Raw genomic sequence first — 21,566 nt, 5'->3', positions numbered from 1 at the left:
GCGGGTAAATCGGATCGCCGCACCGCCGCTCCCACAGGGATCACGCACGCTTTTTAAATTTTGCGCAAGACAGTTGTTCCCACAGTGACCGCGTATGCATTTACAGAGAGCGCACGCCCACCGGCCCTGCGCTGCTTTCCACGGCCTGCTTCAGGGTCGGGCACAAGCCCAGCATGAACGCCGCTTCGGCGACCACGAACAGCGGCCCGATGATCAAGCCGCTGACATCGTCGACAAAGGCCGGTTTGCGGCCTTCGTAGTAATGGCCGACGAACTGGATGATCCAGCCCACCACGAACGCCCCCACCCCGGCGCTTAGCCACAGCGCCGTCGCCTGCACGGCCAGCACCTGGCCGAGCCACAGGCACAAGCCCAGCAACAAGCCCATCACCAAGCCGAAACGCAGGTCCAGGCGCAGGTAGAACCACACCGACGCTGCAGCTGCCAGCAACGCAGGGGATAGCCACATGCCGCCAACCGCCCAGCCTGGGCGCGATAGCAGGATGGTGACCGCCAGCACGATCATCGGGATGCCGATGAAATGGGTGGCGATGTTACGTGGGTCGCGGTGGTAACTGGCGTATTGGCTCAGGTGGTCGACGAGGGTTTTCATTGTTGTGCCTCCCGCTTCGGCTTTGCGTTGCCTGATAGTGATCAGGATAGCCCGCAGCCACCACCATCATCAGCTCAGCGAATGGCGGCAGCCTGCATTGGCGCATCCAGCCCCACCAGGGTCTCGATCATTGCCCGTGCCGCCGGCGACAGCCGGTAGCCGCTGCGGCTGACCACCCCACAGCGCACGCTCAGCACCTCCAGCGCCGGTGGCAGGTTGCGCCAGTGCAGGCGCACCAGCTTACCGCTGGCGAGGTCTTCGGCGACCGCTTCCTCGCTGGCCGTGCCAATGGCGTCGCTGGCTTGCACCACACTGCGCAGGATGGCCAGGTGTTCGGTCTGCAAGTGCGGGGCGAAGTCGCTGCGCCCGCTCAGGTTGGCCAGGCGCTTGCGAACCCCCGGGGCGAGCAGGGCGCTGGCCAGCGGGTAGCGAAAAAGGTCGTTGGTCGACAGGCTGTCCTTGCTCAGCAACGGGTGCCCCGGGCGGCAGAAGAACAGGCCCGGGCGGGGTGACAGCGGCTCGGTGTGGAAGTTGGGGTCGGCTTCGAAGAGGCGGATATCGTCGACGAAAAACTCGATCTGTTCACGGCGCAGGGCCTGGCCAAGGCGTTCGGCATTGTCCACCAGCAGCGCGGTGCGGATGCCCGGGTGGCGCTCGATGAAGTGGCGCAAAGCCTCGGGCACCAGGCGCACGGCCAGCGCCGGGCCGCTGCCGAAGTGCAGTTCGCCGGCATCGAGCTTGGTCATTTGCAGCACGTCGTTGCTCAGTTGCGCCGCGCCTTGTACCAGGCGACGGGCATGCTGCAGTACCACCAGGCCTTCGGGCGTGGGCGGCAGGGCTTTGCTGGCGCGGTCGACCAGCGGGCAGCCGAAGCTGTGTTCAAGGTTCTGGATGGCGCGGCTGAAGGCCGGTTGGGTGATGCCCATGGCCTCGGCGGCACGGACGAAACTGCGGTAGTCGGTGAGGGCGATGAAGTAGCGCAGCTGGCGGAGGTCCATGTCACGGCTCTGGGGCGGGGATCAGGGGCCTATTCAAGCGATTACTTTATATTCCGTCAAAGACGGTTTACTGATTTGGTTATATCCATTGGTTATTTATTGGGCGATTGGCCTTTCGCGGGCAAGCCCGCCAAAGGCCATCAGCTTCAAAGCAGATTCAGCGGGTAGCTCACAATCAGGCGGTTCTCATCGAACGCATTGGTGCTGAAGTCCCGGCGCATGGTGGAGTTGCGCCACTTCACCGACAGGTCCTTGAAGCTGCCCGACTGCACCACATAGGCCAGCTCGGTCTCCCGCGCCCATTCCTTGCCATCGTCCACAGCGCCGGCGGTAACGTTGTCACCCTTGATGTAGCGGTTCATCAAGGTCAGGCCCGGCACGCCGACGGTGGCAAAGTTGAAGTCATGGCGTACTTGCCAGGAACGCTCCTTGGCGTTGTCGAAGCTGGAGTTGTAGCTGTCGTTGGCCAGGGTGCCGCCGCTGGTGCCGTTGACCCGCATCCAGGCGTCGTCGCCGCTGACCTTCTGCAGGCCGACATAGAACGTGTGGCCCTGGTAGCGTGCCGAGAGCATCGCCGAGGCGGTGCGGTTGTCCAGCTTGCCGGCGCGTTCGGCGCCGTCTTCCTTGCCGATGAAGTAGCCCAGGTTGGCGCCCAGGGTCCAGTCACCCAGGGGCTGGCTGTGTACCAGGTTGAGGTACTGCTGGCGGTAGATGTCCTTGAGCTGGGCATTCCACAGGCCGACCATGGTGCGTTTGTCATTGAAGGTGTACTCGCCGCCCCCGAAGTTGAAGCGGTCGGAGGTGAACGCCGCCCGGCCGTTTAGCGACATGTCCTCCATGCTCGCGTCGTTGCGCGGGCTGTTGCCGCGGAACTGGCCGGCGTACAGGGTCAGGCCGGCGATTTCCTTCGAGGTCAGCTGGCCGCCGCGGAAGGTCTGCGGCAGCGAACGGCCATCGTCCGAGCGCAGGATCGGCAGTACCGGCATCCATTCGCCCACTTTCAGCTCGGTTTCCGAGAGCTTGGCTTTTAGCGCCACGCCCAGGCGGCCGAAGTCGTCGGCCGGCCGCCCATCGTCATGCACCGGCAGCAGGTGAGTGTTGGTGGTGCCTCTGCCGCCATCGAGCTTGACCGAATACAGGCCCAGAACGTCCACGCCGAAACCGACAGTACCCTGGGTGAAGCCGGAGCGGGCGTCGAGGATGAAGCTCTGGGTCCACTCCTCGGCCTTGCCTTGGGCGTTGGCCGGGTCGACGAAGTTGCGGTTGATGTAGAAGTTGCGCAGGTTGAGAGTGGCCTTGGCATCCTCCATGAAACCGCCTTCGGCGGCGCACAGCGGGAACGCGCAGGACATGGCCAACAGGCCGGGCAGCAGCTGGCGTGCGGGTTGCGAAATGCTCATCTGTCGTGGATCTCTTGTTTTTATGGGTGAGCCGGTGCGCTGCAGGATGCGGCCTGCAGGGGCGGGGCTTTATTGATGAACCTGGGCAACGTTGCGTGAGGGGATGGTGCGGGGTAGGGCGGGGGTGAGGCAATTCGCCGCAAACGGAACGGGGCGATAATCGAACGGAATGTTCCAGGTGGTTAATAGTTTGTCTTTACTGGCCCTATCGCCGGCAAGCCAGCTCCCACAGGGCCCCCACATTCATCAGGTTCTACGTGGTCCTTGTGGGAGCTGGCTTGCCGGCGATAGGGCCAGTGCAGGCAACACAAAACAAAAAGCCCACCATCAAGGGTGGGCTTTCTGCTAAACCAAGGCCTATCAGCTCTTCGGTACTTCCACCGATGCCTGCTGGTTGGCCTGCCCGGTCTGCTCATACCAGCCACCGCCCAACGCCTTGTACAGGTTGACCTCGCTGGTCAGCTGCGAAAGGCGGTCGCCGATCAGGGCCTGCTGGGCGCTGAACAGGTTGCGCTGGGCATCGAGGAAAGTCAGGTTGCTGTCGATCCCGATGCGGTAGCGGCGTTCGGCCAGACGGTAGTAGTCCTGGTTGGCTTGCACCAGATCGCGCTGGGCCTGCAGCTGCTCTTCGAAGGTCTTGCGCGCCGCCAGGCCATCGGAGACTTCCTGGAAGGCGGTCTGGATGGTTTTTTCGTACTTGGCGACGTTGATGTCCTTCTGGATCTTCGAGTATTCCAGACTGGCCTTCAGGCTGCCGGCGTTGAAGATCGGCAGGTTGATCTGCGGCTGGAACAGCCAGGTGCCTTGACCACCGCTGAACAGGTGACCCATGTCCGGGCTCAGGCTGCCGGCGTTGGCCGTCAGGCTGATGCTCGGGAAGAACGCTGCGCGGGCGGCGCCGATGTTGGCGTTGGCAGCCTTCAGCAGGTGCTCGGCTTCCTGGATGTCCGGGCGACGCTGGAGAATGTCCGACGGCAGGCCGGCCGGGACCTTGGCCAGCTGGTCGGCGTTGAGCTCCAGCGGCTTGGCCAGGTTGGCAGGAATGCCGGTACCCAGCAGCACGGTCAGGCTGTTGACGTCCTGGGCGACAAGGCGCTGGTACTGCGAGTACTTGACCCGGGCGCCTTCGACGGCGGTGCGTGCCTGGCTGAGGTCCAGCGCCGACGCTACGCCCACTTCGTTGCTGCGACGGGTCAGGTTGTAGCTTTCCTGGTAAGTCTTCAGCGTTTCTTCGGTCAGCTTGAACAGCGCCTGGTCGGCCTGCCAGGTGTAGTAGGCGTTGGCCACGCTGGCCACCAGGGCAATCTGCGTGGAGCGACGGGCCTGCTCACTGGACAGGTAGGTTTCCAGGGCTTGCTCGGACAGGCTGCGCACCCGGCCGAACAGGTCCAGCTCATAGGCGCTGACGCCCAAGGTGGCCGAGTACTGGCTGGTGATGCCCGATTCACCGGTTTGCGACATGTTCCCCGGCACGCGCTGGCGGCTGCCGCTGCCGGTGGCCGAAACCGCCGGGAACAGGTCGGCACGCTGGATACGGTACTGCGCGCGGTAGGCGTCGATGTTCAAGGCCGCGACGCGCAGGTCGCGGTTGTTCACCAGCGAGGTCTGGATCAGCTGCTGCAGTGCCGGGTCGTGGAAGAACTGCCGCCAGCCCTGTTCGGCAGCGGCGACGTCCGCCGACTGCGTCGGCGAGTACGCAGGGCCTTGCGGCCACTGCGCAGCCGCCGGCGATTCCGGGGTCTGGTAGTCAGGGATCAGCGAGCAGCCGCCGAGAATGAAAGCGGTTACCGCCAGGGACAACAAAGACTTGGTCATTGCCCAGCCTCATAACGTGGAGTTTCAGGGGTGGCGTCTTTTTCCGGCTTTTTGCTGCCGAACAGCGACGACACAGCGACGAAGAATAGCGGTACCCAGAAGATTGCCAACACCGTCGCACTGATCATGCCGCCGATCACGCCCGTACCGATGGCATGCTGGCTGCCGGCACCGGCGCCACTGGCGATAGTCAACGGTACCACGCCGAGGATGAACGCCAGCGAGGTCATGATGATCGGGCGCAGACGCATGCGGCACGCCTCGATGGTGGCGTCATACAGGCTGCGACCTTGCTCGTGCAGCTCCTTGGCGAACTCGACGATCAGAATGGCGTTTTTCGCCGCCAGGCCGATGGTGGTCAACAGGCCGACCAGGAAGTACACGTCGTTGGACAGCCCGCGCAGGCTGGTGGCGATCAGCGCACCGATGATACCCAACGGCACCACCAGCACGACCGCGATCGGGATCGACCAGCTTTCGTACAGCGCTGCCAGGCAGAGGAACACGAACAGGATCGACAGGGCGAACAGCGCCGGCATCTGCGAACCGGAGAGTTTTTCCTCGTAGGACATACCAGTCCAGGAGTAGCCGATGCCGGTTGGCAGTTCGCCGACGATGCGTTCTACCTCGGCCATGGCTTCACCCGTACTGTAGCCCGGAGCCGGAGCACCCAGCACTTCGACCGCCTCGACGCCGTTGTAGCGCGACAGCTTCGGCGAGCCGTAGGTCCACTCGCCCTTGGCGAACGAGGAGAACGGCACCATTTCGCCCTTGCCGTTGCGCACGTACCACTTCTGCAGGTCTTCCGGGCTCATCCGCGCATTCGGTTCGCCCTGGATGTACACCTTCTTGACCCGGCCACGGTCGATGAAGTCGTTGACGTAGCTGGCACCGAGCGCGATCGACAGGGTGTTGTTGATGTCGGCGATGGTCACGCCCAAGGCGCTGGCACGTTCGTCGTCGATGGTCAGCTGGTATTGCGGCTCATCGTTCAGGCCGTTGGGGCGCACCGCCATCAGGACCTTGCTCTGCGCAGCCTTGGCCAGGAACTGGTTGCGGGCTTCCATCAGCTTGGCATGGCCGACGCCGGCGCGGTCCTGCAGGAACACGTCAAAGCCGGTGGCGTTACCCAGTTCGAGTACTGCCGGCGGGGCGAAAGCGAACACCATGGCGTCGCGGAAGCCGAAGAAGTGTTGCTGGGCGCGGGTCGACAGGTTGAACACGCTGTTCTCGGCCGAACGCTCGCCCCACGGCTTGAGCATGATGAACGCCATGCCCGAGCTCTGGCCACGGCCGGCGAAGTTGAAGCCGTTGACGGTGAACACCGACGACACGGTATCGGCCTCGTCCTTCAACAGGTACTCACGCATCTGGTCGACCACCACCTGGGTGCGCTCGGCACTGGAACCGGCCGGGGTCTGGACCTGTGCGAACAGTACGCCCTGGTCTTCTTCCGGCAGGAACGCGGTAGGGATGCGGGCGAACAGCCAGATCATGCCTACAACGATCAGTGCATAGGCCAGCAGGAACGGCACCTTGTTGCGCAGGATGGTGCCCACGCTGCGCTCGTAGCCGGTAACGCTGCGGTCGAAGTTGCGGTTGAACCAGCCAAAGAACCCGCCTTTGGCCACATGGTGCTCGCCCTTTTTCAGCGGCGTCAGCATGGTGGCGCACAGCGCGGGGGTGAAGATAAGCGCAACCAGCACCGACAGGCCCATGGCCGAGACGATGGTGATGGAGAACTGCCGGTAGATCACACCGGTGGAACCGCCGAAGAACGCCATCGGCAGCAGTACCGCCGACAGCACCAGGGCGATACCCACCAGGGCGCCCTGGATCTGCTCCATCGAACGTTTGGTGGCCTCCTTGGGCGGCAGCCCTTCCTCGGACATCACCCGCTCGACGTTTTCCACCACGACGATGGCGTCATCCACCAGCAAGCCGATGGCCAATACCATGGCGAACATGGTCAGGGTGTTGATGCTGAAGCCCGCAGCGGCCAGGATGCCGAAGGTACCCAGCAACACCACCGGTACGGTCATGGTGGTGATGATGGTGGCGCGGAAGTTCTGCAGGAACAGGTACATCACCAGGAACACCAGCACCACCGCTTCGATCAGGGTGTGGATCACGCCGCTGATCGATTCGGTGACCACCGGGGTGGTGTCATACGGGAACACCGCCTTGACCCCTGGCGGGAAGAACGGCTCCAGGTCGCTGATGGTCTTGCGCAGTGCCTTGGCAGTGTCCAGGGCGTTGGCGCCGGTGGCCAGTTTTACCGCAAGGCCCGAAGCCGGCTTGCCGTTGAACTGGGCGCTGACCGCGTAGTTTTCACCACCCAGGCCCACCTCGGCGACATCGCCCAGGCGTACTTGCGAGCCATCGCTGTTGACCTTGAGCAGGATCTTTTCGAACTGCTCGGCGGTCTGCAGGCGGGTCTTGCCGATGATGGTCGCGTTCAGCTGGGTACCCGGCATGGCCGGCAGGCCGCCGAGCTGACCGGAGGACACCTGCACGTTCTGCGCGGCGACCGCGGTCTTGACGTCGACCGGGGTCAGCTGGAATTTGTTCAGCTTGGCCGGATCAAGCCAGATACGCATGGCGTACTGGGCACCGAACACCTGGAAGTCACCCACACCTGCGGTACGCGAGATCGGGTCCTGCATGTTGGAGACGATGTAGTTGGCCAGGTCGTCCTTGGTCATGCTGCCGTCTTCGGACACCAGGCCGATCACCAGCAGGAAGTTCTTCACAGCCTTGGTGACGCGGATACCTTGCTGCTGCACTTCTTGCGGCAGCAGCGGGGTGGCCAGGTTGAGCTTGTTCTGCACCTGCACCTGCGCGGTGTCGGCGTTGGTACCTTGTTCGAACGTGGCGGTAATGGTCATGCTGCCATCGGAGTTACTTTCCGACGACACATAGCGCAGGTTGTCGATACCGTTGAGCTGCTGCTCGATCACCTGTACCACGGTGTCCTGCACGGTTTGCGCCGAGGCGCCCGGGTAGGTCACGGCGATGGCGATGGCCGGCGGCGCGATGCTGGGGTACTGGTTGATCGGCAGCTTCAGGATCGACAAGGCCCCGACCAGCATGATCACCAAGGCGATCACCCAGGCGAAGATCGGGCGATCGATAAAGAACTTCGACATGGTTTACTCCGCTTTGGCGTCTGCTTTCGCCGTGTTGGCCTGGTCGGGGCTGGCCGGCTTCTGGACGTTGGTGGCTTCGCTGACCTTGACCTCGACGCCAGGGCGCACGTACTGCAGGCCTTCGGTGATCAGGCGATCGCCCGGGTTCAGGCCTTCCTCGATCAGCCAGTCGCTGCCCAGGGTACGGTTGGCCTTGAGCTGGCGCAGTTCGACCTTGTTTTCCTGGTTGACCACCAGCGCGGTCGGCGCGCCTTTCAGGTCGCGGGTCACGCCCTGTTGCGGGGCCAGGATGGCGTTGGCGTTGACCCCGGCCTTGAGCCGCGCATGCACGAACATGCCAGGCAGCAGGGTGTGGTCGGGGTTGGGGAAGATGGCGCGCAGGGTGACCGAACCGGTGGTCTCGTCGACCGCCACTTCGGAGAATTCCAGGCGACCTTGCTGCTTGAACAGGCTGCCGTCTTCCAGCACCAGTTGCACCGAGGCGGCGTTGTCGCCGGCCTTCTGCAGCTGGCCGCTTTCCAGGTCACGGCGCAGCTTGAGCAGCTCGGCGGTGGACTGGGTGACGTCGACGTACATCGGGTCGAGCTGCTGGATGGTGGCCATGGCGTTGGTCTGGCCGTTGTTCACCAGTGCACCCTCGGTGAACGAAGAACGGCCGATACGGCCGCTGATCGGTGCCAGCACCTTGGTATAGCGCAGGTCGATCTGGGCGCTCTTGAGCGAAGCCTCGGCCTGCAATCGTTTGGCATTGGCGTCGTCGTATTCCTGCTTGGACACCGCCTGCTCGTCGATCAGCTGCTTGTAGCGCTCGGCCAGGGAGCGGGTGGCCTGCAGGTTGGCCTGGGCATTGCCCAGCGTGGCTTCGTACACGGCAGGGTCGATCTGGTACAGCTGCTGACCTTCCTTGACGTCGCTGCCTTCCTTGAACAGGCGCTTGAGGATGATGCCGTTGACCTGCGGGCGCACTTCGGCGACGCGGTAGGCACTGGTACGCCCCGGCAGTTCCGAGGTCAGGGTGAAGGCTTGCGGCTGGATGGTCACGACGCCGACCTGAGGAGCCTGCGCCGCTGGCGCTGCTTCTTCTTTCTTGCAGCCACTGAGCAGGGTTGCCAGGGCGACGGCGGAAACCAGAGCGGTAACGGCTGGCTTGAATTGCATGAGGATCCTCGGATCGCTAGAGCAGGGAGACGCTCAAGAGTAATGGAAGAGTCTGATCTGGAAAAATTGCTATCCGGTGGATAAATAGCTTGCTAAGGAATATACTTACATTCATGGTTGTTTGTAAATACCGCTGGGTGGTACTCGGGTACTGCCACAGCCCTGATTAGCTTATCCGTGAGGCCCCCTGCAGAGGTGCCCGCGAAGCGTTCTCCCGTGCGCGCCGCGCGTTCGGGCCAGATGAGGTTGTACTGCCATGGTCCGTCGAACCAAAGAGGAAGCCCAGGAAACCCGCGCCCAGATCATCGAGGCGGCGGAAAGGGCTTTCTACAAGCGCGGGGTTGCGCGCACCACCCTGGCCGACATCGCCGAACTGGCGGGTGTGACCCGGGGCGCGATCTACTGGCACTTCAACAACAAGGCCGAGCTGGTGCAGGCATTGCTCGACAGCCTGCACGAGACCCATGACCACCTGGCGCGGGCGAGCGAAAGCGAGGACGAAGTCGACCCGCTTGGCTGCATGCGCAAATTGCTGCTGCAGGTGTTCAACGAGCTGGTGCTCGATGCCCGGACCCGGCGTATCAATGAAATCCTGCATCACAAGTGCGAGTTCACCGATGACATGTGTGAAATTCGCCAGCAACGGCAAGGTGCGGTGCTGGATTGCCATAAGGGCGTTGCCCTGGCGTTGGCCAATGCCGTGCGCCGGGGGCAGCTGCCGGGCGAGCTGGATGTCGAGCGCTCGGCGGTGGCCATCTTCGCGTATGTGGATGGCCTGATCGGGCGCTGGCTGCTGCTGCCTGACAGTTTCGATCTGTTGGGTGATGTCGAAAAATGGGTCGACACCGGGCTGGATATGCTGCGCTTGAGCCCGGCTCTGCGCAAATGACACTTTGTTAAGGATTGTGAGGGAGTGTTTCCCCCACGTATTAACAGAGGATTAAATGCGCGACGCGGGCGCCCCTAATGGCCGCGTAACTGCCGGTCTGGCAAGGCAATCGCTGCAACCAGCCCCAGTGCAGCCACGGCAGCACTGGCCATCAGCAGCTGCCGGAACGTCTCCAGTAGCCGCCCCTGCGTTGCCAGGTCCACCTCGCCAGCCTTCAAGCTGCCAAGCAATGGGTTGCCCAGCAGTTCGAAGCCGCCCTGGTGCAGCAGCGTCAGCAGCAGGCTGGACATGCACGCCACACCCATGGCACCACCGAGCGAGCGGAACAGGTTGGTGGTGCTGGTGGCGACGCCAATATCCCTGCTGTCCACCGCACTTTGCGTACCCACCAGCGAGGTCGGGAACTGCAGCCCGCAGGCAATCCCGGTCAGTAACATGAACAGTGCGCTGAGCAGCGCCGACTGCGGCGGTGTCAGCGCCATGGCGAAGATGGCCAGCGGCATCAGCAGCGCCCCGGCAAGGATCTGCGGCTTGTAGCGCCCGGTTCGGCTGGTCATGCGCCCGCCGGTGAAGGCGCCCATGGGCAGCCCCATGGCCAGCGGCAGCAAATGCAGGGCGGCGCTGTCGGCGCCGGCGCCGGTGATGCCCTGGTAGCGCAAGGGCATCAGCATGGTCAGGGAAATCGACTGGAAACTGGCGAAAAAGATCACCCCCCAGCACAGCACTGCCACCCGGTTGCCGAACAGGCCGAGCGGCAGCAGTGGCTCTGGGCAGCGGCGTTCATGGACGGTGAACAGCGCCAGGCCGAGCACGGCGCAAGCGAACAGCGCCAGTACGGCCGGATTGGCCCAGCTATGGCCCTGGCCGACCAGGGTGATGCCCAACAGCAAACTGCCCAGGCCAAGGATCAGCAGCACGGCGCCCACGTAGTCCACCCGGGCCTGGCGGCGCTGCACCGGCAGGCCGCCCAGGGCCCGGCGGATTGCCCACAAGGCCACCAGCCCCAGCGGCAGGTTGATCCAGAACACCCAGCGCCACGACAGGTACTCGGTGAGCCAGCCGCCCAGCACCGGCCCGGCGACGCTGGCCACTGTATACATGCTGCTGAAGTAACCCTGGTAGCGGCCGCGTTCGCGCGGCGGCACGAAGTCGCCGATGATTGCCTGGCTCACCGAAACCATACCGCCTGCGCCAATGCCCTGCAGCACCCGGGCCAGCACCAGTTGCGGCATGTCCTGGGCCAGGGCGCAGGCAATCGAGGCCACCGTGAACAGGCTGATGCCGGTGAGGATCATCCGCCGGCGACCGTACAGGTCACCGAGCTTGCCGTAGATCGGCACGGCTACGGTCATCGCCACCATGTAGCCGGAGATGACCCAGGCCAGCAGACCGACATCGTTGAACTGGGCCGAGATCGCCGGCAGCGAGACGGCGACGATGGTCTGGTCGAGCGCGCCGAGGAAGATCGCCAGCATCAGGGCGGTGAGCACGTTGCGCAGGGAGGTGGGCGGCAGGGCGGCGGTCACGGGTTTACCTTGTCTGTGTTTGGCTGCTTCTTCACGGGCTTGCCGGCGAAGAACCCACGAATTGTAACCTGAGTTAGGTAGCTTCCTATGTACTATCTGCATCCCCTATGCAAGATCGGCATTGGCGCATTCATCCAGTGCTGCATGGCCGCGTGATATCGTTGGTATGCCACAGCGGCTGAAATCCGGGGCCTGCACCAGCTTGGTGCAACAGTATGCCGCAGGTTTTCCGCCCGTTGTCTCCCACACCTTTTATTCCTCTGCCTGCATGTCGAGCATGACCGCCCGGAACGCGTCGGTTGGAACAGGCCAGGTAGACCCGATTACAGGGGTCGGTAGTTACCGTTCAAATTTCAACTTACATTGCGGAGTGATCATGCCCAAGGCTTCCCATCAAGATCTGCGTTTTGCCTTCCGCGAGCTGCTCGCTTCAGGTTCCTGTTTCCACACCGCATCGGTATTCGACCCGATGTCGGCACGCATTGCCGCAGACCTGGGCTTCGAGGTCGGCATCCTTGGCGGTTCCGTCGCGTCGTTGCAGGTGCTGGCCGCGCCGGACTTCGCCCTGATCACCCTCAGCGAGTTCGTCGAACAGGCCACTCGTATCGGCCGGGTAGCGCAGCTGCCGGTGCTGGCTGACGCCGACCATGGCTATGGCAACGCGCTGAACGTGATGCGCACGGTCACCGAACTGGAGCGCGCCGGTGTGGCTGCGCTGACCATCGAGGACACCCTGCTGCCTGCCCAGTTCGGCCGCAAGTCGACCGACCTGATCCCGGTCGAGGAAGGCGTGGGCAAGATCCGTGCGGCGCTGGAGGCGCGGGTCGATTCCTCGCTGTCGATCATTGCCCGCACCAACGCTGGCGTGCTCAGCACCGAAGAAATCATCGTGCGCACCCAGAGCTACCAGAAGGCCGGCGCCGATGGCATCTGTATGGTGGGTGTGAAGGACTTCGAGCAGCTGGAAAAGATCGCCGAGCACCTCACCGTGCCGCTGATGCTGGTCACCTATGCGAACCCGAACCTGCGCGACGACGAACGCCTGGCACGCCTTGGCGTGCGCATCGTGGTAGATGGCCATGCCGCCTACTTTGCCGCGATCAAGGCCACGTATGACTGCCTGCGGCTGCAGCGCGGCCAGCAGAACAAATCGGAAAGCCTGAGCGCTACCGAGCTCTCGCACACCTACACCCAGCCTGAGGACTACATCCGCTGGGCCAAGGAATACATGAGCGTCGAGGAGTGACCGGCCGGGGCGCCGTCAACTCAACGGACGGCGCTCAAGGTTGCGCTGTGAGGCACGCAATGTGCCTGCTCGCAACTGGCGGCGGCGCTGGGCTGGCTGCGCAGCAGCTCGGCGCGCCAGCAGGCTGAGCCGTAGAGCCCTGCGACTGCAGTCAGGGCCATGACCACAGCGACTCTTCTTGATTTGATGCCCATGGTGCTCACCTCCTGTTACAGCGATAGGTGATACCAAGAAGCATAGTCTATGCGTTGACATGCACCGGCCTCATCGCCGGCAAGCCAGCTCCCACAGGTACGCCATCGCAGCCAAAGCCAGCGCTATGCATGTGGGAGCTGGCTTGCCGGCGATGAGGCCACCATGTCCATTACAAATCGCGGTCCCACTCCGGCTCGTCCTGAAACCGCTGTACCAGAAAGTCCAGCATGCTGCGCAAGGTGGCCGGCATGTGCTTGCGCGAGGTGTACACGGCATTGAGACTCAGCTCGCGCGGCTTGGCTTGTGGCAGCAGGCGCACCAGCACACCTCTGCGCAGGGCCTCGGCGGCCTGGTAGGTGGGCAGCAGGGCGATGCCGGCGCCGGCCAGCGCGGCTTTCTGCAGGGTCATCGCCTCGTTGGCACTGATGTTCCCCGCCACCGGCACCGTGACCTGCTGGCCGGCCACCTCGAATTGCCAGAGGCTGTGCCCGAAGTAGGCATGGGTCAGGCAGTTGTGTCGGCTCAATTCCTCGACCCGTTGCGGCGTGCCATGCTCGTGCAGGTAGGCCGGTGCCGCGCAGACCACCGAACGGCACACGGTCAGGCGCCGGGCGATCAGGTTGGGGTCCAGGTCGTTGCTGGTGCGGATTGCCAGGTCGATGCGCTCATCCACCAGGTTGACGGTGCGGTCGAGCATCTGCAGTTCCACCTTCACCCCAGGGTAGCGGCGCACATAGGCAGCCACTGCATCCGCCAGCTGTGCCTGGCCGAAGGAGGTACTGACGCTGATACGCAGTGCGCCTTTCGGCGCGTCATCTGGCTGCTGCACCGCCGCCTGCAGGTCACCGGCCAGTTCCAGCAATTGCCGGCAGCGCGGCAAGGTTTCCTGCCCGGCAGCGGTGAGGCTGAGCTTGCGGGTGGTGCGCTGCATCAGCCGGGCGCCCACCCACGCCTCCAGCTCGGCCAGGTAACGCGACACGACGGGGCGAGAAAGCTGCAGCTGATCAGCCGCCGCCGACTGGCTTCCCAGGTCGACGACGGTGACGAAAACGCGCATGGCGTTGAGACGGTCCATGATTTGCCCGGTTTCAGAAACAAACTATGTTCAAGCATCGCATTTTTTGTCATGGATCTGGCAACTAAGCTGTTGGGCATTGCTCATCTGAAGGCGTTGCCAATGTCTCTGTTCACCCCTTTGCGTGGCCTGCTGCTGGCCTGTGTAACCCTGGCCGGCCCGGTGCTGGCCGCCGAACCCTTGCAGCTGGAGGTCTACAACCCCGGGCACGCGGCGATTTTCCCGGTCAGCTCGGTGATCGTCAGCGGCCAGCACGACGCCGTGCTGGTCGATGCCCAGTTCGGCAAGGCCCAGGCGGAGCAGCTGGTACAGCGCCTGCGGGCCAGTGGCAAATACCTGGCCAGCATCTACATCAGCCATGGCGACCCGGACTACTACTTTGGCCTCGACACCCTGACCCAGGCCTTCCCCGATGCCAAGGTGCTGGCCTCGGCGGCCACCGTTGCGCACATTCGCCAGACGATGGATGCCAAGCTGGCGTACTGGGGGCCGCAGATGGGTGCGGACAAACCGGTAAGGCTGGTGGTGCCGCAGGTGCTCGAGGGCCACAGCCTGACCCTGGAAGGGCAGGCCCTCGAGGTGGTCGGCCTGGATGGCCCGCAGCCGGATCGCAGCTTTGTGTGGATCCCGTCGATCAAGGCGGTGGTGGGTGGCGTGGTGGTGTCCGAGCATATTCATGTATGGATGGCCGACACGCAAACGGCCAGGTCGCACGCCGACTGGCTTGGCACCCTGGCGCACATCGAAGCGTTGGCGCCGCGCACGGTCATCCCGGGCCACTACCTGGGCGATAGCAGCCGCTCGCTGAAGGCCGTGCGCTTTACTGCCGACTACATCCGTGCTTTCGATGCTGAAACCGCCAAGGCGAAAGATGCTGGCGCGTTGATCAAGGCGATGAAGCAGCGTTACCCGGGCCTGGCCGATGAAAGCTCGCTGGAGCTGGGGGCCAAGGTCGCCAAGGGCGAAATGAAGTGGTAATTCCGTTCAACTGATGGAGAGTATCCCATGAGCAAGATTGCAATCATCGGTGCCACTGGCCGCGCTGGCAGCCAGTTGCTGGAAGAGGTCCTGCGCCGTGGTCACAGCGTGCTGGCCATCGCCCGCGACCCTTCGAAGCTGCAGGGGCGTGACGGGGTGACCGTCATGGCACTGGATGCCAAGGACAGCGCGGCCCTTCAAGCGGCAGTGGCGGGTGTGGACGCGGTGCTGAGCGCGGCGCATTTCTCCACCATGGAGCCGCAGGCCATCATCGAACCGGTCAAGCGCGCCGGGGTCAAGCGCCTGCTGGTGGTGGGCGGTGCCGGCAGCCTGTTGCTGCCGTCGGGGCTTCGGGTAATCGACAGCCCGGACTTCCCGGAGGCGTACAAGGCCGAGGCCACTGCCGGGGTGCGTTTTCTGGAGGCGTTGCAGCGCGAGCCGAACCTGGACTGGACGTTCCTCTCACCGTCGGCGGAGTTCGTTGAAGGGGCGCGCAGCGGGCACTACACGTTGGGCAAGGACCATCTGCTGATCGGTGCGGATGGCAAGAGCTGGATCACCTTTGCCGACTATGCGATTGCCATGCTGGATGAGCTGGAGAAGCCGCAGCATTCACGTCAGCGGTTCACAGTCGGCTATTGAGTTGCCTTCTTCGCGGGCATGCCCGCTGCCACAGGTATTGCACAGGTTTCAAAGCCTGTGCGGTACCTGTGGCAGCGGGCGAGCCCGCGAAGAGGCCTTCACAGGCTGGCCTGGCCCTCCAGCCAGTCCAGCAACTCCATCAATCCCGCCGGCAAGTTCCTGGCCTGGCTCACCAGGTAATAACCTTTACCGGTCAGCACCTTCAGCGCAAACGGCATGCACAACCGCCCACCACGCAAGTCATCGCCAATCAGCGACCAATCACCGATAGCCACCCCTGTCCCCTGTGAAGCCATGGCCATTGCCATGTCCAGCGTCTCGAAGTGTTGCTTCGGCCCCTGTGCAGCCAGCGTTACCCCAGCCGCCTGCAGCCATAACCGCCAGTCGTGCTCATCCCGCGAAGGGTGCAACAGCATGTGCCGGGCCAGGTCCTCGACCTGCTGCAACGGTACCGGCCCCTGGCGCAGTGACGGCGCACACACCGGCGTAAGCTGTTCATCGAACAGCTTGCGCACATGCAGCCCATGGTTTGGCGCATCGCCATAGACCACCGCGGCATCGAAGCCTTCCCGACGAAAATCAACCCCATGCTGCACGGTGGTGGTCAGTTCCACCGGCACATCCGGGCGCAGTGCCTGCCATTCCATCAGGCGCGGCAGCAGCCAGCGCATCACGCAGGTCGGCGCCTTGAGTTGCAAGGTCGCGCGGCGCCCACCCACTTCGTGCACCCCTTGTTCGATCAGCGCGAACACCTGCTGCACCCGTGGCAACCAGTCCTGGCCTTCACGGGTCAGGCTCAAGCCACGGGCCTCGCGCTGGAACAAGGCATAGCCCAGGTGCTGCTCAAGGGCGGCGATCTGGCGGCTCACCGCGCCTTGGGTGATGTGCAGCTGTTGCCCGGCATGGGTGAAGTTGCAGTGCTGGGCGGTGACCAGAAATGTGTGGAGGGCGGGCAGGGGCGGGAGGCGTTTCATTGCGCTAAGCCATGATTACAGGACATGGCTAGTATGTGTTTTTTTGCATTGTGGGCATAGCCACCGCTTGGGTCCAATAAGGGCTCAACCCAACAAGATACATGGTGAACCCCGATGGCAACGTGCGGCGAAGTACTGGTAAAACTCCTTGAAGGCTATGGCGTTGACCATGTCTTCGGCATCCCCGGTGTACACACCGTGGAGCTTTACCGTGGCCTGGCGGGCTCGTCCATTCGTCATGTCACGCCGCGCCATGAGCAGGGCGCGGGGTTCATGGCCGACGGCTATGCGCGCACCCGTGGCAAACCCGGGGTGTGTTTTATCATCACCGGCCCGGGCATGACCAATATCACCACCGCCATGGGCCAGGCCTATGCCGACTCGATCCCGATGCTGGTGATCTCCAGTGTGCAGTCCCGTGATCAGCTGGGCGGCGGCCGTGGCAAGCTGCACGAGCTGCCGAACCAGGCGGCGCTGGTAGCGGGTGTGGCCGCGTTTTCCCACACCTTGATGAGTGCGGCGGACCTGCCGCAGGTGCTGGCCCGGGCCTTTGCCGTGTTCGACAGTGCCCGGCCGCGCCCGGTGCATATCGAGATCCCGCTGGATGTGCTGGTGGAACCCGCCGACCAGCTGCTGCCGGGCCGCCCGGTGCGTGGCAGCCGGGCGGGCGCCGCACCGCAGGCCGTGGCGCAGATGGCCGCGCGGCTGGCCCGGGCGAAGCGGCCATTGATCCTGGCGGGCGGCGGGGCGCTGGCTGCCGGGGCTGCGCTGGCGCGCCTGGCCGAACACCTGCAGGCCCCGGTGGCGCTGACAATCAATGCCAAGGGTCTGCTGCCGGCCAGCCACCCGCTGCAGATCGGCTCTACCCAGTCGCTCCCGGCCACGCGTGCGCTGGTGGCTGAGGCCGACGTAGTGCTGGCAATCGGTACCGAGCTTGCCGAAACCGACTATGACGTGACCTTCAAAGGTGGTTTCGAGATTCCGGGCAGCCTGCTGCGCATCGACATCGACCCGGACCAGACCGTGCGCAATTACTTGCCAGAGCTAGCGCTGGTGGCCGATGCCGAGCTGGCGGCCGAAGCACTGCTCGGCGCCTTGCAGGCCCAGCCGCAGCCCGTGCGTGAAAGCACTTGGGGTGTGACCCGGGTGGCCAACCTGCGCCAGGTGCTGGCAGAAGGTTGGGATCAGCCAACCCTGAGCCAGACGCGTTTGCTGAAGGCGATTCTCGAACGCCTGCCCAATGCGATTCTGGTGGGCGACTCTACTCAGCCGGTGTACACCGGCAACCTGACCGTGGACATGGACCAGCCACGGCGCTGGTTCAATGCCTCGACTGGCTACGGCACCCTGGGCTACGCCCTGCCAGCGGCCATGGGCGCCTGGCTGGGCAGCGCGCAGCAGGCCGGCGAGCGGGCGCCTGCGGTGTGCCTGATTGGCGATGGCGGTTTGCAGTTCACCCTGCCGGAACTGGCCAGTGCGGTGGAGGCACAGGTGCCGCTGGTCGTGCTGCTGTGGAATAACCAGGGGTACGAGGAGATCAAGAAGTACATGGTCAACCGCGCTATCGAGCCGGTCGGGGTGGATATTCATACCCCGGACTTCATCGGTGTGGCGCGGGCGTTGGGGGCTGCGGCAGAAAACGTTGCGGATGTGGCGCAACTGCAGGCGGCGCTGGGGCAGGCGGTGGAGCGCAAGGGGCCGACCTTGATCCAGGTGGACCAGAATCAGTGGCAGGACACGGTCATTGGTTGAACTTTGATCCTGGATTGCTGGTGCTGGCCCAATCGCCGGCAAGCCAGCTCCCACAGGTACAGCGCATGCCGCCAGGTTGATGCGATCCCTGTGGAAGCAGGCTTGCCGGCGATAGGGCCGGTACAGCCACCATGAGCTTCAACCAGCAGTAGCCCGAAACCTGGCCACATCGCGAATCGGCGGTGCGCCATACAGCCGGCTGTATTCGCGGCTGAACTGCGACGGGCTTTCATATCCCACCCGGTAGGCGGCCACTGCCGCCTCAAGCCCGTCATTGAGCATCAGCCGCCGCGCCTCCTGCAGGCGCAGCTGTTTCTGATACTGCAACGGGCTCATGGAGGTCACCGCCTTGAACCTGTGGTGCAAGGTCGAGGTGCTCAGGTTCACTTCCCGGGCAAGATCCTCGATGCGCAGGGGCAACTGGTAGTTTTGGTTGAGCCAGCTGATGGCCTGGCAAACCCTGTGCGTCTGGCTATTGGCCAAGGCAATTTCATACAGCCGATGACCCTGCGGCCCACGCAGCAGGCGGTAGAGAATCTCACGACGGATCAGCGGCGCCAGCATACCGATGTCGCGCGGAGTCTCCAGCAGGCGGATCAGCCGCAGTAGGGCATCGAGCAACGCGGCATCGGTTTTTTCCACATACAGGCCTCGGCCCGAGGGGCGGTTGGGCACCAGCATCGGCCCGCTCTCGGCGATCAGCTGGCTGATCTCGGCAGGGTCCAGGTCCAGGCGCACGCCAAGGCTGGGGTTCTCGGGGCTGGCGTCGAGCTTCACGGCGCTCAGCGGCAGGGTCACCGATACCACCATGTAGTGCAGCGGGTCATAGGCGTACTGCTCGTCGCCGAGAAACAGGCTTTTGCTGCCTTGGGCCAGAATGCACAGCGCCGGTTGGGCAAAGGTTGGTACCGAGCGCACGTTTTCGGTATAGCGCACCAGGTACAGGTCATCGATGGCCGAAGCCGGGCCATGGGGATCGCCGGCGTGGCGACGGATCAGCTCGGCAAGCTCCTGGCGCTGCAGCTCCAGGGACGGCTCGGTGGAGGTGGCGGTGGTCATGTTGGCGTTCCTCTGATGACCCACGCAGCATAAGTTTGCGCCGTGTCGGGCGCTAGTCGAAAGCTGCAGCTCGATTGCCTGATCCTGCCGCATTGCAGGATCAGGCAATCGGCATGCAGTAATGGCCTAACGCGGCTCGCGCTCAAGACCCTAACCTTGGCAGCCTGGTTTATCCGTCCGCTGGCTTCAAGGAGATTGTGCAATGACCCTACAACAACCGGTCACCCACCTTGCTTTCATCCGTGCCAGCAGCGGGCGCTCGGCGGAGCTGGGCGCGCGCCTGCGTGACCTGCTCGAGCCCTCGTTGCGTGCACCAGGTTGCCTGAGTTTTACCGTGCAGCGATCGCAGGCGGATGCGGACTTGTGGTTGCTCAGCGGAAGCTGGCAAGACCAGCAGGCGATGAGTGGATACTTCGCTTCGCCGACGCTGGAGGTGTTTGGTGAGCTGGTGCAGGCGCAGGTGGTCAGCAGCCTGGATCTGCATACCTTTGATTGATGTATTGCCTGTACTGGCCCTATCGCCGGCAAGCCAGCTCCCACAGGTTCGGCGCAGGTGCTGAATGGAGTAATATGCCGCAAATTGATCAACGAAGCGGACAGCAACATGGCACGTAGGGAATTCCCGCAATTCGAAGCGGTTTCGGCGATGGTGCCGGTGGACGGTGGCGGCTACAACGCGGCCATCGCGGTCAAGGCTTTGGCAGGCGGCGCGCCGCGCTTCCACAAGGTGCTCGATGGGCAGGTGTTCAAGGGCGCCGTGGCCGCCGACGAAGCGGCCACCGCCGAGCTGCAACGCCTGCAGGGCGTCAGCGAAGAGGGTGAGCTGGTCTGGTGATCAGGCCGGCGGCCGGGCCATCTTGAACAGGTTGCCCAGCTCGAAATAGTCCGCCGGGCCACCGCCTCGCAGGATCGGTTCGGCGGCAGCAGTATCGTAGATGCCGTTGTTCAGCAGGTGCTCGGCAATGTGCACCGCCACCACTTCACCCAGGATCAGCCAGCTGGGCACCAGCGCCTGGTCGGCCCGCTTGAGCTGCACGATCTGGCTGACCTTGCACTCGAAGGCTACCGGCGTTTCGCCCACACGCGGCACCTTGACGATGCGCGATGGCGCTGCGCTGAGGCCGCTCAATTCGAACTCGTTCACTTCGGCAGCAACCGGCGCGCAGCTCTGGTTCATCTGCTCCGCCAGTGGACGGGTGGCCAGGTTCCAGACGAATTCGCCGGTCTGCTCGATGTTGTTCAGGCTGTCTTTGCGCCCGACACTGCAGAAACCGATGATCGGCGGGATGTAGTTGAAGGCGTTGAAGAAGCTGTAAGGCGCCAGATTCAGGCGGCCTTCGCGGTCCTGTGAGGAGATCCAGCCGATAGGGCGGGGGCCGACGATGGCGTTGAACGGGTCGTGGGGCAGGCCGTGGCCTTTGGCGGGTTCGTAGTAATACATCTGTGCTGGGCTTGTTGGCCCTACCTCCTGGTGGACAAGGCGCCTAGTGTGCCAAGCCTGTGCCCGGCTGAAAATGATCAAGCCCGGCAAAAGCCGGGCTGGGCGCTCGCATCAGGGATCAGCTGATGCGGTGGCCGCCGGTGCGGTCGAAACCGTCTTCGGCAAAACGTTGGCCGCCGGTGCGGTCGAAACCGTCTTCGGCAAAGCGTTGGCCGCCGGTGCGGTCGAAACCGTCTTCAGCGTAGCTGGCGGATTGGCTCTGGGCTGTGGCGAAGGTGTGGGCGTCGGTGCGGTCAAAGCCATCTTCAGCGAAGGCGCCAGCAGCGAAAACCGAAAGGGCCAAGGTCAGGATAAGTTTGTTTTTCATGGTCGTTGCTCCGGGGTGGATGAAGTTGTTTGTTTCCATGGGTTTAATGCTACTCCGATTAAATTGATTAAAAAGCGCAAAAATATGCACTTTAAGATCCAATAAATCGATATGTTGAGGTGCGGGTCCGGTGGATTGGACAGCGGCCTGACTCTGGAAGCGTCCGCAGTTGCGGGCAGCGTTCTGCCAGCCAATGCAGCTTGATGGTGTGGAATTAATGGGGCGTTAAGAAGGAAAAACCTGACGGCCGAGGCCGATGTACGTATTTTTCATCAATCACCAACCGATT

18 protein-coding genes and 1 pseudogene are annotated in these 21,566 nt (G+C 63.6%); 7 read left to right on the top strand and 12 right to left on the bottom strand.

Annotated elements, in window-relative coordinates:
- Positions 1 to 100: 100 nt before the first annotated feature.
- The 6 genes from AC5O5R_RS22215 to ttgA form a co-directional block, all read right to left on the bottom strand.
- Positions 101 to 613 carry an Mpo1 family 2-hydroxy fatty acid dioxygenase gene (locus AC5O5R_RS22215; protein ID WP_172285661.1) on the bottom strand — a complete coding sequence of 171 codons (513 nt, stop codon included), beginning with the start codon at positions 611 to 613 and terminating at the stop codon, positions 101 to 103.
- Between the two features lie 74 nt (positions 614 to 687).
- Complete coding sequence (locus AC5O5R_RS22210; protein WP_494511626.1) at positions 688 to 1,611, bottom strand: LysR family transcriptional regulator; 924 nt, start codon at positions 1,609 to 1,611, stop codon at positions 688 to 690.
- Between the two features lie 146 nt (positions 1,612 to 1,757).
- Positions 1,758 to 2,963, bottom strand: coding sequence for an OprD family porin (locus tag AC5O5R_RS22205; protein ID WP_372242860.1), 1,206 nt, complete (start codon positions 2,961 to 2,963; stop codon positions 1,758 to 1,760).
- Positions 2,964 to 3,371: 408 nt separating this feature from the next.
- Positions 3,372 to 4,826, bottom strand: a complete 1,455-nt coding sequence (locus tag AC5O5R_RS22200) for an AdeC/AdeK/OprM family multidrug efflux complex outer membrane factor (RefSeq protein ID WP_172226626.1) — start codon at positions 4,824 to 4,826, stop codon at positions 3,372 to 3,374.
- Positions 4,823 to 7,975, bottom strand: a complete 3,153-nt coding sequence (ttgB, locus tag AC5O5R_RS22195) for a multidrug efflux RND transporter permease subunit TtgB (protein ID WP_172226629.1) — start codon at positions 7,973 to 7,975, stop codon at positions 4,823 to 4,825. The genes AC5O5R_RS22200 and ttgB overlap by 4 nt, the downstream gene beginning before the upstream one ends.
- 3 nt (positions 7,976 to 7,978) lie before the next feature.
- Entirely contained in the window at positions 7,979 to 9,133 is a 1,155-nt protein-coding gene (ttgA, locus tag AC5O5R_RS22190) for a toluene efflux RND transporter periplasmic adaptor subunit TtgA (RefSeq protein ID WP_172226632.1), read from the bottom strand.
- Between the two features lie 256 nt (positions 9,134 to 9,389).
- Here ttgA and ttgR point away from each other — a divergent pair, with 256 nt between their 5' ends.
- The gene (gene ttgR / locus AC5O5R_RS22185; protein WP_172226635.1) at positions 9,390 to 10,022 is read left to right on the top strand and encodes an efflux transport transcriptional regulator TtgR; all 633 of its coding nucleotides are present in this window, start codon (positions 9,390 to 9,392) and stop codon (positions 10,020 to 10,022) included.
- A 74-nt stretch (positions 10,023 to 10,096) separates the two neighbouring features.
- On the opposite strand, the gene AC5O5R_RS22180 is transcribed toward ttgR, so the two are convergent.
- Complete coding sequence (locus AC5O5R_RS22180) at positions 10,097 to 11,548, bottom strand: MDR family MFS transporter (RefSeq protein WP_494514753.1); 1,452 nt, start codon at positions 11,546 to 11,548, stop codon at positions 10,097 to 10,099.
- A gap of 376 nt (positions 11,549 to 11,924) precedes the next feature.
- Here AC5O5R_RS22180 and AC5O5R_RS22175 point away from each other — a divergent pair, with 376 nt between their 5' ends.
- Positions 11,925 to 12,794, top strand: a complete 870-nt coding sequence (locus tag AC5O5R_RS22175; RefSeq protein WP_172226641.1) for an isocitrate lyase/PEP mutase family protein — start codon at positions 11,925 to 11,927, stop codon at positions 12,792 to 12,794.
- A gap of 364 nt (positions 12,795 to 13,158) precedes the next feature.
- Here AC5O5R_RS22175 and AC5O5R_RS22170 read toward each other — a convergent pair whose 3' ends face one another.
- Positions 13,159 to 14,064 (bottom strand): LysR family transcriptional regulator, encoded by a 906-nt coding sequence (locus AC5O5R_RS22170; RefSeq protein WP_494514752.1) that lies wholly within the window; start codon positions 14,062 to 14,064, stop codon positions 13,159 to 13,161.
- Positions 14,065 to 14,166: 102 nt separating this feature from the next.
- Here AC5O5R_RS22170 and AC5O5R_RS22165 point away from each other — a divergent pair, with 102 nt between their 5' ends.
- Both AC5O5R_RS22165 and AC5O5R_RS22160 read left to right on the top strand, forming a co-directional pair.
- Complete coding sequence (locus AC5O5R_RS22165; RefSeq protein WP_172287492.1) at positions 14,167 to 15,042, top strand: MBL fold metallo-hydrolase; 876 nt, start codon at positions 14,167 to 14,169, stop codon at positions 15,040 to 15,042.
- A gap of 27 nt (positions 15,043 to 15,069) precedes the next feature.
- The gene (locus AC5O5R_RS22160) at positions 15,070 to 15,684 is read left to right on the top strand and encodes an NAD(P)-dependent oxidoreductase (RefSeq protein ID WP_172226650.1); all 615 of its coding nucleotides are present in this window, start codon (positions 15,070 to 15,072) and stop codon (positions 15,682 to 15,684) included.
- Between the two features lie 98 nt (positions 15,685 to 15,782).
- On the opposite strand, the gene AC5O5R_RS22155 is transcribed toward AC5O5R_RS22160, so the two are convergent.
- Positions 15,783 to 16,658, bottom strand: coding sequence for a LysR substrate-binding domain-containing protein (locus AC5O5R_RS22155; protein WP_494514751.1), 876 nt, complete (start codon positions 16,656 to 16,658; stop codon positions 15,783 to 15,785).
- A 114-nt stretch (positions 16,659 to 16,772) separates the two neighbouring features.
- On the opposite strand from AC5O5R_RS22155, the gene AC5O5R_RS22150 reads away from it, so the two are divergent.
- The gene (locus AC5O5R_RS22150) at positions 16,773 to 18,410 is read left to right on the top strand and encodes a 5-guanidino-2-oxopentanoate decarboxylase (RefSeq protein ID WP_172227838.1); all 1,638 of its coding nucleotides are present in this window, start codon (positions 16,773 to 16,775) and stop codon (positions 18,408 to 18,410) included.
- A gap of 138 nt (positions 18,411 to 18,548) precedes the next feature.
- Here AC5O5R_RS22150 and AC5O5R_RS22145 read toward each other — a convergent pair whose 3' ends face one another.
- Complete coding sequence (locus AC5O5R_RS22145) at positions 18,549 to 19,469, bottom strand: AraC family transcriptional regulator (protein WP_494514750.1); 921 nt, start codon at positions 19,467 to 19,469, stop codon at positions 18,549 to 18,551.
- 202 nt (positions 19,470 to 19,671) lie between these two features.
- On the opposite strand from AC5O5R_RS22145, the gene AC5O5R_RS22140 reads away from it, so the two are divergent.
- Positions 19,672 to 19,965 (top strand): putative quinol monooxygenase, encoded by a 294-nt coding sequence (locus AC5O5R_RS22140; protein ID WP_172227842.1) that lies wholly within the window; start codon positions 19,672 to 19,674, stop codon positions 19,963 to 19,965.
- Positions 19,966 to 20,073: 108 nt separating this feature from the next.
- Positions 20,074 to 20,304 (top strand): hypothetical protein, encoded by a 231-nt coding sequence (locus AC5O5R_RS22135; protein WP_172227844.1) that lies wholly within the window; start codon positions 20,074 to 20,076, stop codon positions 20,302 to 20,304.
- Here AC5O5R_RS22135 and AC5O5R_RS22130 read toward each other — a convergent pair whose 3' ends face one another.
- Positions 20,305 to 20,910: a flavin reductase family protein gene (locus AC5O5R_RS22130; protein ID WP_172227846.1), complete on the bottom strand. Its 606-nt coding sequence runs from the start codon at positions 20,908 to 20,910 to the stop codon at positions 20,305 to 20,307.
- Positions 20,911 to 21,031: 121 nt separating this feature from the next.
- Positions 21,032 to 21,277 (bottom strand): annotated as a pseudogene (locus AC5O5R_RS22125) (hypothetical protein); the annotation flags it as partial.
- Between the last annotated feature and the right edge of the window lie 289 nt (positions 21,278 to 21,566).

Source organism: Pseudomonas sp. 8_5_2, assembly GCF_059295255.1.
This window is presented reverse-complemented; position numbering and strand designations above follow the sequence as displayed.

What these genes read in the sequence shown, in the direction of transcription:
- AC5O5R_RS22215 (WP_172285661.1), bottom strand. Translation starts at nt 613, where the DNA reads ATGAAAACCCTCGTCGACCACCTGAGCCAATACGCCAGTTACCACCGC.
- AC5O5R_RS22210 (WP_494511626.1), bottom strand. Translation starts at nt 1,611, where the DNA reads ATGGACCTCCGCCAGCTGCGCTACTTCATCGCCCTCACCGACTACCGC.
- AC5O5R_RS22205 (WP_372242860.1), bottom strand. Translation starts at nt 2,963, where the DNA reads ATGTCCTGCGCGTTCCCGCTGTGCGCCGCCGAAGGCGGTTTCATGGAG.
- AC5O5R_RS22200 (WP_172226626.1), bottom strand. Translation starts at nt 4,826, where the DNA reads ATGACCAAGTCTTTGTTGTCCCTGGCGGTAACCGCTTTCATTCTCGGC.
- ttgB (WP_172226629.1), bottom strand. Translation starts at nt 7,975, where the DNA reads ATGTCGAAGTTCTTTATCGATCGCCCGATCTTCGCCTGGGTGATCGCC.
- ttgA (WP_172226632.1), bottom strand. Translation starts at nt 9,133, where the DNA reads ATGCAATTCAAGCCAGCCGTTACCGCTCTGGTTTCCGCCGTCGCCCTG.
- ttgR (WP_172226635.1), top strand. Translation starts at nt 9,390, where the DNA reads ATGGTCCGTCGAACCAAAGAGGAAGCCCAGGAAACCCGCGCCCAGATC.
- AC5O5R_RS22175 (WP_172226641.1), top strand. Translation starts at nt 11,925, where the DNA reads ATGCCCAAGGCTTCCCATCAAGATCTGCGTTTTGCCTTCCGCGAGCTG.
- AC5O5R_RS22170 (WP_494514752.1), bottom strand. Translation starts at nt 14,064, where the DNA reads ATGGACCGTCTCAACGCCATGCGCGTTTTCGTCACCGTCGTCGACCTG.
- AC5O5R_RS22165 (WP_172287492.1), top strand. Translation starts at nt 14,167, where the DNA reads ATGTCTCTGTTCACCCCTTTGCGTGGCCTGCTGCTGGCCTGTGTAACC.
- AC5O5R_RS22160 (WP_172226650.1), top strand. Translation starts at nt 15,070, where the DNA reads ATGAGCAAGATTGCAATCATCGGTGCCACTGGCCGCGCTGGCAGCCAG.
- AC5O5R_RS22155 (WP_494514751.1), bottom strand. Translation starts at nt 16,658, where the DNA reads ATGAAACGCCTCCCGCCCCTGCCCGCCCTCCACACATTTCTGGTCACC.
- AC5O5R_RS22150 (WP_172227838.1), top strand. Translation starts at nt 16,773, where the DNA reads ATGGCAACGTGCGGCGAAGTACTGGTAAAACTCCTTGAAGGCTATGGC.
- AC5O5R_RS22145 (WP_494514750.1), bottom strand. Translation starts at nt 19,469, where the DNA reads ATGACCACCGCCACCTCCACCGAGCCGTCCCTGGAGCTGCAGCGCCAG.
- AC5O5R_RS22140 (WP_172227842.1), top strand. Translation starts at nt 19,672, where the DNA reads ATGACCCTACAACAACCGGTCACCCACCTTGCTTTCATCCGTGCCAGC.
- AC5O5R_RS22135 (WP_172227844.1), top strand. Translation starts at nt 20,074, where the DNA reads ATGGCACGTAGGGAATTCCCGCAATTCGAAGCGGTTTCGGCGATGGTG.
- AC5O5R_RS22130 (WP_172227846.1), bottom strand. Translation starts at nt 20,910, where the DNA reads ATGTATTACTACGAACCCGCCAAAGGCCACGGCCTGCCCCACGACCCG.